Annotated in this window: 10 protein-coding genes; 9 read left to right on the top strand and 1 reads right to left on the bottom strand. The window is 41.8% G+C overall.

Annotation, left to right across the window (positions count from 1 at the left end; translation table 11 throughout):
* Nucleotides 1–322 precede the first annotated feature (322 nt).
* From AWT60_RS05585 to AWT60_RS05605, 5 genes are all read left to right on the top strand, one after another.
* Nucleotides 323–1,405, top strand: a complete 1,083-nt coding sequence (locus AWT60_RS05585) for a BMP family lipoprotein (RefSeq protein WP_024425935.1) — start codon at nt 323–325, stop codon at nt 1,403–1,405.
* A gap of 159 nt (nt 1,406–1,564) precedes the next feature.
* On the top strand, nt 1,565–3,100 hold the full coding sequence (locus AWT60_RS05590) for an ABC transporter ATP-binding protein (RefSeq protein WP_075621899.1): 1,536 nt from the start codon (nt 1,565–1,567) through the stop codon (nt 3,098–3,100).
* A complete protein-coding gene (locus tag AWT60_RS05595; protein WP_075621898.1) occupies nt 3,093–4,139 on the top strand; it encodes an ABC transporter permease in 1,047 nt (348 codons plus the stop codon). Before AWT60_RS05590 ends, AWT60_RS05595 begins: the two co-directional genes overlap by 8 nt.
* A complete protein-coding gene (locus AWT60_RS05600) occupies nt 4,140–5,099 on the top strand; it encodes an ABC transporter permease (RefSeq protein WP_024423311.1) in 960 nt (319 codons plus the stop codon).
* Nucleotides 5,100–5,275: 176 nt separating this feature from the next.
* Nucleotides 5,276–6,613, top strand: a complete 1,338-nt coding sequence (locus tag AWT60_RS05605) for a 2-hydroxycarboxylate transporter family protein (RefSeq protein ID WP_024423312.1) — start codon at nt 5,276–5,278, stop codon at nt 6,611–6,613.
* A gap of 74 nt (nt 6,614–6,687) precedes the next feature.
* Here the strand turns inward: AWT60_RS05605 and AWT60_RS05610 are convergent, their stop codons facing one another.
* Nucleotides 6,688–6,897 carry a hypothetical protein gene (locus AWT60_RS05610; protein ID WP_024423313.1) on the bottom strand — a complete coding sequence of 70 codons (210 nt, stop codon included), beginning with the start codon at nt 6,895–6,897 and terminating at the stop codon, nt 6,688–6,690.
* Nucleotides 6,898–7,116: 219 nt separating this feature from the next.
* Between AWT60_RS05610 and AWT60_RS05615 the strand changes: the two genes are divergently transcribed.
* Genes AWT60_RS05615 through AWT60_RS05630 form a run of 4 tightly spaced genes read left to right on the top strand, consistent with a single transcriptional unit; the run spans nt 7,117 to nt 11,762 of the window.
* Nucleotides 7,117–9,522 carry a Na+/H+ antiporter subunit A gene (locus AWT60_RS05615; protein WP_103131552.1) on the top strand — a complete coding sequence of 802 codons (2,406 nt, stop codon included), beginning with the start codon at nt 7,117–7,119 and terminating at the stop codon, nt 9,520–9,522.
* Nucleotides 9,519–9,950: a Na(+)/H(+) antiporter subunit B gene (locus tag AWT60_RS05620; protein ID WP_024423315.1), complete on the top strand. Its 432-nt coding sequence runs from the start codon at nt 9,519–9,521 to the stop codon at nt 9,948–9,950. The genes AWT60_RS05615 and AWT60_RS05620 overlap by 4 nt, the downstream gene beginning before the upstream one ends.
* Nucleotides 9,950–10,291: a Na(+)/H(+) antiporter subunit C gene (locus tag AWT60_RS05625; protein WP_024423316.1), complete on the top strand. Its 342-nt coding sequence runs from the start codon at nt 9,950–9,952 to the stop codon at nt 10,289–10,291. Before AWT60_RS05620 ends, AWT60_RS05625 begins: the two co-directional genes overlap by 1 nt.
* A complete protein-coding gene (locus tag AWT60_RS05630) occupies nt 10,284–11,762 on the top strand; it encodes a Na+/H+ antiporter subunit D (protein ID WP_202738662.1) in 1,479 nt (492 codons plus the stop codon). Before AWT60_RS05625 ends, AWT60_RS05630 begins: the two co-directional genes overlap by 8 nt.
* Nucleotides 11,763–11,767: the final 5 nt, after the last annotated feature.

An 11,767-nucleotide genomic window follows, 5' to 3' on the forward strand; every position in this document is an offset into this window, starting at 1 on the left:
CAGTGGTTCTGCTGTAGCGGAGCACATCACAAAAGCGGCATTATATCATATTTCAGCAGATAAAAAGACATCAAATAAAGCCATTTAACATTTTTTTAAAAATAAAACAAATTTCTATTTATTTATTCGATCGGAAATGATAAATTATGATTGATTAGTTCAACGAGATATAAGTCTGATGTCTTACATCTTCTCTCCTGCCCTCCATAAGTTTCATGAGAAAGCAGGATAAAATACCCTCTTCAGAAGGGTGAGAAGAGATAGATCGGTCTTTTTTCGCGAGACTTTTCTGAAACTTTTAAATTTTATAGGGGGTTATGTTTTGAAGAAGCGCAAAATTGGACTAGCATTGTCCTTAGTCGTAGCAGCAGGAACCATCCTTGGAGCATGCGGCAACTCTGGCTCAAACAGCGGTGAAAGCAAAAAAGATAAAGATCAATTCACTGTTGCAATGGTAACTGATGTCGGTGGTGTCGATGACAAATCGTTTAACCAATCAGCTTGGGAAGGTTTACAAGCATTTGGGAAAGACAACAATCTAAAAAAAGGTAAAAACGGCTTTGATTACTTACAATCTAAATCAGATGCTGACTATACAACAAACTTAAACACACTTGCTCGTGAGAAATTCGACCTGATTTACGGAATTGGTTTCTTAATGGAAGATGCTATTTCTGAAATTGCGGATCAACGTAAGAAAAACCACTTTGCGATCGTTGATGCCGTCGTGAAAAAAGACAACGTAGCCAGCATTGTATTTAACGAAAACGAAGGATCATTCCTTGTGGGTGTTGCGGCTGCTCTTTCTACAAAATCAAACAAAATTGGATTCGTCGGCGGCGTTGATTCTGAATTAGTCAGAAAATTCGAAGTTGGCTTCCGCGCAGGTGTTGAAGCAGCTAATCCGAAAGCAAAAGTTGAAGTGAAATATGCCGGTGCATTCGATAAGGCTGACATCGGGAAAGCAACAGCTGAAAGCATGTACAAATCTGGCGTCGACATCATCTATCATGCTGCTGGCGGCACTGGAACTGGTGTCTTCACGGAAGCGAAAAACCTGAAAAAAGCAGATCCTAACCGTAAAGTTTGGGTTATCGGTGTAGATAAAGACCAGTATGACGAAGGAAAAGTACCTGGAACAAAACAAAGTGTCACCCTTACTTCTATGGTTAAGAAAGTAGACACAGCGGTACAAGACTTAACAACGAAAGCAAAAGAAGGTAAGTTCCCTGGCGGCGAAGTAATCACATACGGTCTGAAAGAAGGCGCTCTTGACATCTCTCCATCTAAGGAAAACCTTGATAAAGATGTATTAAAGAAAGTTGAAGAATGGAAACAAAAAATCATCAAGGGTGAAGTGAAAATCCCTGCAACACGTGATGAACTAAAAGATTTTAAAGCTTAATTTGAGCATCGGGATAAGCGCGCCTTATCCCCTTGCCTCTCCTTTACCTCCTCTTTATTCGTAAAAGGTGGTAAAAGAAAAGCTGCAGCCTCGTTTTGCAGCTTTTCTTTTGCTAGTTTTTATCTTTATCAGCACCCTAAAAAAGGAGCGGTTAAACCTGTGGATTATGTCATTGAAATGTTGAATATACGCAAAGAATTCCCTGGCATTGTAGCAAACGACAACATTACGCTGCAGCTAAAAAAGGGCGAAATTCATGCGCTGCTTGGTGAAAACGGCGCTGGAAAATCAACGCTCATGAACGTGCTTTTCGGACTGTACCAGCCTGAAAAAGGTGAAATCAAGGTACACGGAAAACCTGTGACCATCTCTAGTCCAAATGATGCTAGTGATTTAGGCATCGGAATGGTGCATCAGCACTTTATGCTTGTCGATACCTTCACTGTCGCTGAAAACATCATTTTAGGTAAAGAGCCCAAGAAGTTTGGAAAGATTGACAAAGAACAAGCCATACAGCAAGTACAAGAGCTTTCTGACCGCTATGGTTTGAAAATAGATCCTGCCGCAAAAGTATCTGACATCTCTGTCGGCATGCAGCAGCGTGCAGAAATCTTAAAAACACTTTACCGCGGCGCTGACATTTTGATCTTCGACGAACCAACGGCCGTTTTAACACCTCAAGAAATCAAAGAACTCATACAAATTATGAAAAACTTAATCAATGAAGGCAAATCCATTATTTTAATCACCCATAAGCTGAAAGAAATTATGGATGCCTGTCATCGCGTGACCATTATCCGAAAAGGCCAAGGCATTCGTACACTTGATGTGGAAAGCACAAATAAAGACGAACTTGCAAGCCTCATGGTTGGCCGTGAAGTGTCATTTAAAACAGACAAAAAAGCTGCTTCTCCTGCTGAGGAGGTTCTTCAAATTCAAGACCTCACAGTAAAAGACGCCAGAGGAATTGAAGCTGTCAAACAGTTGAACCTCTCAGTGAAGGCTGGCGAAATTGTCGGAATTGCTGGGGTAGATGGCAATGGCCAGTCTGAATTAATTGAAGCCATTACTGGTCTAAAAAAATCAGAATCTGGCACAATCATGCTGAACGGGAAAGCCATTCAAAATCTCCCGCCTCGTAAAGTGACCGAATCTGGGATTGGACATATTCCTCAGGACCGTCATAAACATGGACTTGTACTCGATTTTTCAATTGGAGAAAACATTTCCTTACAAACGTATTATCAGCGTCCTTATTCAAAATTCGGCTTATTGAATATGAAAAATATTTATCAAAAAGCAAAACGAATCATTGCGGAATATGACGTCAGAACACCGAGTGAATATACAGAAGCGCGCGCTCTGTCAGGCGGTAACCAGCAAAAAGCCATTATCGGCCGTGAAGTTGACCGCAATCCTGATTTATTAATTGCCGCTCAGCCGACACGAGGACTTGATGTTGGTGCGATTGAATTTGTTCATAAACGTCTAATCGAGCAAAGAGACGCAGGCAAAGCCGTTTTGCTCATCTCCTTTGAGCTTGATGAAATTATTAATGTCAGTGATAAGATCGCTGTTATTTTCGAAGGCAGCATTGTCGCCATTGTTGATCCAAAAGAAACAACAGAGCAAGAGCTTGGTCTATTAATGGCTGGAAGTACGCAACAGGAAGTGGGGAAAGAAGCAAATGTCTAATCGCTTAACAAATCTGCTGATTCCGCTTATAGCCATTGTACTTGGTCTTTTGGTTGGGGCCATTATTATGCTGGCAAGCGGTTATAGTGTCATCGAAGGCTATAGCGCCCTTTGGAATGGCGTTTTCGGTGAAACCTATTATATGGGAGAAACCATCAGGCAAGTGACACCTTATATTTTATCAGGGCTTGCTGTTGCCTTTGCATTTCGGACAGGCCTGTTTAATATCGGTGTAGAAGGTCAAATGCTTGTTGGCTGGGTAGCTGCTGTATGGATTGGAACAACTGTCCATGCACCTATGTATATTCATCTACCGCTTGCACTCATCACCGCAGCTGCTGCAGGTGCTTTATGGGGCTTTATTCCCGGTTTTTTAAAAGCTCGTTTTTATGTGCATGAGGTCATCGTTACTATCATGATGAACTACATTGCCCTTCATGTCACAAACTATTTAATCTCAAATGTCTTAACAGATAATAAAGATAAAACAGATAAAATCGATGCCACTGCCTCGCTCCGCTCTGGATTTTTTGAGCAGATCACTGATTTTTCCCGAATGCATAACGGTATTTTTGTTGCCATTATTGCTGCGGTCGTGATGTGGATCATTATCCAAAAAACGTCTAAAGGGTTTGAATTACGAGCAGTTGGAATGAACCAGCAAGCATCACATTATGCTGGTATGACCGTTCGCCGCAATATCATTTATGCGATGCTCATTTCAGGTGCTTTTGCAGGTCTTGCAGGCGCTATGGAAGGTCTTGGTACATTTGAATATGCCTCTATTAAAGGCTCGTTTACTGGCGTAGGTTTTGATGGAATTGCCGTCGCTTTATTAGGTGGAAATACGGCTGTTGGTGTTGTCCTTGCTGCATTATTGCTTGGTGGATTGAAGGTCGGTGCATTAAATATGCCGCTTGAATCAGGCGTACCGACTGAGGTTGTTGATATTGTCATTGCGATCATCATTCTTTTCGTCGCCTCAAGCTATATTATCCGTCTTGTGATTCAACAAATGAAGAAAAAGGGGGGAAAATAAGTGGGATTTCTGCAAATACTTGAAATCATCGTCCCAGCTACACTTGTTTATGCTGCACCACTTATTTTAACCGCTCTTGGAGGCGTCTTTTCAGAAAGATCAGGTGTTGTCAATATCGGTCTTGAAGGGTTGATGGTCGTCGGAGCATTTTCCAGTATTATCTTTAACTTGTTTTTTGCTGATACGTTTGGAGCCTTGACCCCGTGGCTTGGGCTTCTCGTCGGAATGGCCGTTGGCGGATTGTTCTCACTGATTCATGCAGTGGCGACCATTACCTTCCGAGCTGATCAAACGGTCAGTGGTGTGGCGATTAACATGCTGGCACTTGGCGCAACATTGTTTGTCGTCAAACTGATTTACGGAAAAGCACAAACTGATAAAATTACAGAGCCTTTCTATAAAGGAGATATTCCCCTTTTAAGTGACATTCCGATCATTGGTGATATTTTCTTTAAAGATGTTTATTATACGTCTATACTCGCCTTAGCTCTTGCGGTTGTTGCTTGGTTTGTTTTATTTAAAATGCCGTTTGGTCTTCGTCTTCGTGCAGTCGGAGAGCATCCAATGGCAGCTGATACAATGGGTATCAAAGTGTACCGGATGCGTTACATTGCTGTTTTCATTAGTGGACTGTTTGGCGGTCTTGGCGGAGCTGTTTATGCCTCAACGATCGCGCTTGATTTCTCACATGCCACCATTACTGGACAAGGCTTCATCGCACTAGCTGCGCTTGTATTCGGTAAATGGCATCCATTTGGCGCAATGGGCGCTGCTTTATTCTTTGGATTTGCTCAAAGTTTAAGCATCATTGGCTCTCTCCTGCCGCTGTTCCAAGATATACCGAATGTGTATATGCTCATAGCACCATATGTGCTCACCATTTTAGCACTTACTGGCTTCATCGGACGTGCCGATGCACCGAAAGCACTTGGTACGCCTTATCTAAAAGGAAAACGATAAATACGATGTATGATCAATCCCCTGAAGGACAAACTACCTTCAGGGGATTTTTGTATGATAAAAAACTCAAAAACTCCTGTTTATTTTACTTTTATTACACTTATTTTAGTTTAATAAATAGAAGAGTGTCATTGAATCTTCTACAATTGAGACAAATAGCATTTGGGGGTGTTTATGTGGCTAATGCACAACAATTGAAATCGATTACAGACGATTCTGACAATAATAAAAGCGTTTTCCGTAAGATCATGTCTTGGAAAATTGGTGTTATTGATCTACCTGTGTATTTAGTACTTGCAGCGATTATTTTAACTGCCGCTTATTTCAATAAAATTCCAGCAAATATGCTTGGTGGTTTCGCTGTTATTATGATTTTGGGGATTTTCCTTGGAGATGTAGGACAACGTATTCCAATCTTAAAAGATATTGGTGGACCGGCGATTCTTTCTTTATTCGTACCATCGTTCCTGGTCTTTTTTAATGTTCTGAATCCGAACTCATTGGAAGCGGTTACGTCTCTTATGAAAACGTCGAACTTCCTTTACTTCTATATCTCTGCTCTTGTAGTAGGTAGTATTCTTGGGATGCAGCGAACTGTTTTAGTACAAGGCCTTATTCGTATGTTTGTTCCTCTCGTTGCAGGTACAATTGCAGCTGTGAGTGCTGGTATCCTTGTTGGCCTTTTAGTTGGTTACACACCGCATCATTCATTCTTCTTTATTATTGTACCGATTATTGCCGGTGGTGTTGGAGAAGGGATTTTGCCATTATCTATCGCTTATTCACAAATTCTTGATGTATCAGCAGAGTCATTAATTTCTCAATTAATTCCTGCGGCTGTCATTGGGAACGTCATTGCCATTATCTGTGCTGGCGCATTGAAGAAGCTTGGTGAAAAACGTCCTGAACTAAACGGAAATGGCCGTCTTGTGAAATCTAAAGAAGCAAACGAAATTTTCGAGCAGCCAGATTTGGATGCAAAAGTTGATTTCGGGTTAATGGGTGCTGGTGTACTCGTTGCTTGTACAACCTTCATCTTTGGTGGTTTGTTAGAAAGCTTTGTTCATATTCCAGGTCCAATCTTAATGATTGTTCTTGCTGCTTTAATCAAATACTTAAACGTGATGCCTCAGCATCTTCAAAACGGCTCACAGCAGTTCTACAAGTTTGTATCTAAAAGCTTTACATGGCCGCTAATGGTTGGTCTTGGTATTCTATACATTCCACTTGATGATGTAGCAACTGTCATCTCCATTCCATTCGTATGCGTATGTATCGCTGTTGTACTCGCAATGGTTGGTTCTGGTTACTTCGTTGGAAAACTAATGAACATGTATCCAGTAGAATCTGCTATTGTCACTGGCTGTCACAGCGGACTTGGCGGTACTGGCGACGTTGCGATTCTTTCAGCTTCTGGAAGAATGGGTCTTATGCCTTTCGCACAAGTATCTACACGACTTGGCGGAGCAGCAACTGTTATCTGTGCAACGATCTTACTCAGAGTGTTTAGTTAAACTACCACACATAAAAAGCATGGGCTCTCACATGGGCCCATGCTTTTTTTATATTTCTTTTCTCCTATAGGATCTTATTCATCAGCTAATACAATTCGTAAATATTCCCTGGGCTGAAAAGGATACAGCTTGGTTTCTTGATAGCTCATGTGAAGAAGATGCTCAGAAAACAGCGGCCATTCACTCCCGGCCTGCCACCTTTTTTGATCATTTCGGTCAATCAAGAATGCTCCTCCTAAAATCGTGCAGAATAGGCTTAAGCTGATGGCGATCTTTCGTTTCATTTGATCAGCTCCTTTAGGAAAAGCATGTACGAAAAACAAAACAATATACAATGAGTATCATTTTTGATAAAATTATTTTTGTGGTCAAAAGAACCTAAAACAAATACAGTTTGCTTGAAATCGTTTCAAACCAATGCACTATGGCTGTATTTACGCTATAATTTTAATTACCAGTTCTTTAGAACGTGAATTTATATTGATCAAAGGAGGTTCATTTTCTTGCAGCTTATTCACTTCGCCATCCTATCACCTTTTTTACTCGCTTTTGTTGTACCTTTCCTTTACAAATATGTGAGGCGTATACATACAGGATGGTTTGTTCTCATCTTGCCGATTCTTTTATTTACCTATTTCATCCAAATGTTACACATCACTTCGAATGGACGAACGCTTTTCTCACAGGCTGAATGGATTCCATCTTTAGGGATGAATTTCACTGTGTATGTCGATGGTCTCAGCCTGTTATTTGCTTTATTAATTACAGGTATCGGCTCACTAGTGGTGCTGTACAGTATTTTCTACTTATCAAAGGAAAAAGAACAGCTTGGCTCTTTCTACACGTATTTGCTCATGTTTATGACCGCGATGCTGGGTGTCGTTCTTTCTGACAACATGGTGGTTTTATACTTGTTTTGGGAGTTAACGAGTATCTCTTCCTTCCTCTTAATTGGGTATTGGTATAAGCGGGAGCGCTCTAGGTATGGAGCAACGAAATCACTGCTTATTACTGTTTTTGGCGGATTAGCTATGCTTGGTGGCTTCATCCTCATTTACCTGATTACTGATTCATTCAGTATTCGTGAAGCAGTCAATCAGCTTCAGCTCATCATGGCATCACCTTACTTTATCCCTGCCATGATCCTAATCTTACTAGGTGCCTTTACGAAATCAGCGCAATTCCCATTCTATATCTGGCTGCCTGATGCAATGGAAGCACCAACCCCTGTGAGCAGTTATCTGCATTCTGCTACGATGGTGAAAGCCGGTATTTATCTTGTTGCCCGCTTCAGTCCAATCTTTGCTATATCAGAGGTATGGTTCTGGACCATTTCCATTGTTGGGCTTGTCACATTATTCTGGGGATCATTCCACGCCGTCCGGCAAAACGATTTGAAAGCCATTCTGGCCTATTCGACAGTGAGTCAGCTCGGCATGATTATGCTCATGCTTGGCGTCGGCGCAGCTGCGATTCATGAAAACAATCCTGCCTTTTTTGGCGCAGCCGTTCTTGCAGCTATTTTTCACCTCATTAACCATGCTACGTTTAAAGGCAGTCTCTTTATGGCAGCTGGTATTATCGATCATGAAACAGGAACTCGTGACATTCGGAAATTAGGCGGATTAATGACGATCATGCCGATTACCTTCACAATTACGTTAATCGGTACATTTTCAATGGCCGGATTACCGCCATTTAACGGTTTCCTAAGTAAAGAGCTATTTTTCACAAGTATGATACGGATTTCTGATATCAGCTTTACGGACGTTTCAACATGGGGTGCCATCTTCCCAGCACTCGCTTGGCTCGCTAGTGTCTTTACGTTCATTTATAGTATGATGCTCCTCTTTAAAACTTTTAGAGGCCGTCTGAATATAGACCAATTGGAGAAAAAACCGCATGAAGCACCGATCGGCATGCTCATTCCGCCCATCATTCTAGCTGCACTTGTGGTCACCTTCTTCTTTTTCCCTAATATTCTTGCCTATTCTGTCATTGAACCTGCAATTGCGGCGATCATTCCTGAAGCGATTGAAACAGGAAGCCGTTTTTCTGTGAAAATTGAAGCATGGCATGGCTTCCAGCCAGAACTCTATATGACAATAGGTGTCGTTGTACTCGGCACAATCGGCTACTTGACGCTTTCAAAATGGCGTCCAATGTACAACATCTTTAAGGAAAAGTGGTCATTTAACGCTTTATACGACCGCTCTCTTATCGGTTTAGAAAAAGGTTCATACCGCCTGACAAACAGTTATATGACTGGTTTTCTTCGTGACTATCTTGTCTATGTGTTTGGGTTCATGATTATCGTCATTGGCGGCGTGATGTTTTATCAGCAGGCCTTTTCATTTCAAACTGATCAGGCTGCCTCAATTGGCACGTATGAGGTGATTCTTTCACTTGTGATGGTGGCGGCGACGATTGCCACAGTATTCGCAAGTTCACGATTAACAGCTATTATTGCACTAGGTGTCATGGGCTACACGCTGTCATTATTCTTCGTGATTTTCAGAGCACCTGACCTTGCGCTGACGCAGCTGATTATTGAAACGATTTCTGTCGCACTGTTTTTGCTTTGCTTCTATCATTTGCCGAAGCTGAGCTTAAAACAAAAAACAAGAAGATTCAAAATGACCAATTTCATCATTTCATTAGGTGTTGGGGTTGTTGTCACTTGTCTAGCTTTCGCTTCCACAAGTCAGCAGTCACTTGACACCATCTCAACTTACTTTATTGAAAACAGCTACAAACTTGCTGGCGGGGACAATATTGTCAATGTCATTCTTGTAGATTTCAGGGGATTTGATACCCTTTTTGAAATTACTGTGCTCGCCATTGCGGCACTTGGTATTTATGGGTTATTAAAAACACAAGCAAAACGGAAGAGAGGTGTGCGGCGATGAGAAAGATTGATACGAATGATATGCTTTTGCAAGTCACAACAAAAATCACAGCATTCATCATCTTGCTTTTCTCCCTTCACCTATTTCTTGCGGGACATAACAATCCTGGCGGCGGATTCATAGGCGGCCTGATGAGTGCTGCGGCTGTCGTTCTTCTGCTTTTAGCCTATGATCTGAAGACAGTAAGACGCATTTTGCCATTTGACTTTATTTATGTAACTGGAGCCGGTTTGCTCGTTGCGATCCTGACAGGTATGGGATCCTTTCTATTCGGTGCACCTTTTCTATCCCATGCATTTGATTATTTCCAATTACCATTTTTAGGGAAAACCGAACTGGCGACAGCCGTCCTGTTTGATATCGGTGTGTATTTGGTTGTTGTCGGTGTCACCATGACCATTATTCAAATGATTGGAGAGAAGGAATAATGGAATTTCTAATGTCTATTATCGTTGGAATTATTTTTATGGCGGCGACTTATTTGATGCTGTCAAAGAGCCTTCTGCGGGTCATCGTCGGTACTGCTGTTTTGAGTCACGGCGTCCACTTGCTTCTTTTAACAATGGGCGGTTTAAAAAAAGGAGCGCCTCCCGTTCTAAAAGAGGGGCTCACATCCTATGTAGATCCATTGCCACAAGCATTAATTTTAACAGCCATTGTCATTGCTTTTGGTGTGACATCCTTATTACTTGTCATGGCCTTCCGTGCCTTCCAAGAGCTGCGAACAGATGACATGGATCAAATGAGAGGAAATGATCAGCATGAATAATCTCGTGATCCTGCCTATTTTAATTCCATTACTAGCTGCTACACTATTGATCTTTATGAATAAAAACATCATGCTGTCAAGAGTCTTTAGTGTCTTGGCATCTCTTTCAGCCATTATATGTAATGCATATTTGGTTCAAACGATTTTCACAAACGGGATACAAACCCTTTATTTGGGCGGCTGGAAAGCGCCATTTGGGATTGCCCTTGTCGCCGATCAATTTGCTGCACTCCTTGTGCTGACCGCTTCCGTTGTCGGGCTTGTGACAGTCCTCTTCTCCTTTCAAACGATTGGGAAAGAAAGAGAGCGGCTCTTCTATTATTCTGGCGTACAGTTTTTGTTAGCTGGCGTGAGCGGAGCCTTTTTAACGGGAGATATTTTCAACCTGTTTGTATTCTTTGAATTACTGCTGATGGCATCTTATATGCTCATTGTATTAGGCGGATCAAAGCCTCAGCTTCGTGAATCACTCAAATATATTGTGTTTAATATCATCTCGTCGGCATTATTTATTGTTGGAGTCGCCTGTTTATATGCAGTGACGGGTACGCTCAATATGGCTGATTTAAGTGTGAAAATAGCTGAATCAGGGCAAACAGGATTAATCACTGTTATTTCCATCCTGTTCCTCATTGTATTCGGCTTAAAAGCTGGGATCTTCCCGCTTTATTTCTGGCTGCCAGGATCGTATCACGCGCCGCCAGCAGCGATTTCAGCTCTATTTGGGGCTTTGCTGACAAAGGTTGGCTTATATGCGATTGCCAGAGTCTTTACATTAATTTTTATACACGATACAGGTTTCACCCATACACTCATGGCGTGGCTTGCCGCACTGACGGTGATATTCGGTGTGATAGGCTCGATCGCCTATTCTGATGTGCAGAAGATCGTGATTTATAACATTGTCACAGCTGTTGGGGTCATTTTGTTTGGATTTGCAGCCAACACACCTGCATCACTCCAAGGTGCCATTTATTATCTCATTCACGACATGGTGATCAAAGGAGCATTATTTATGCTGGCAGGTGCCCTCTTTGTGTACGCTGGTACAAACCAACTGAAAAAAATGGGCGGGCTGATTCAATCCCAGCCTCTATTAGGATGGATGTTTTTCATATCGGCTTTATCGCTTGCAGGAATTCCGCCGCTGAGTGGCTTTGTTGGAAAACTAAAAATTGTGGAAGGTGGATTTTCTGCTGGATACATGACGTTTTCTATCTTGGTCTTATTGTCCAGTCTTCTTGTCCTCTACTCTATTATGAAGATTTTCATATCCGCATTTTGGGGCGAGGAACAGGATATGCGAAGAAGAAAGCCGTCAATTAAAGGAATGGTGTACCCTGGCGTACTGCTTGTCGTCTTATCGCTTGCCATTGGGTTAGGGACAGAGTTCATTGCCCCTTATATCAATCAAGCAGCGGAAATGCTCTCTACACCAGAAAAATATATTCAAGCTGTGCTGAAGGAGTAGATGAA

The organism is Bacillus sp. F2HM, assembly GCF_019266135.1.
Classification (GTDB): domain Bacteria; phylum Bacillota; class Bacilli; order Bacillales; family Bacillaceae; genus Bacillus; species Bacillus safensis.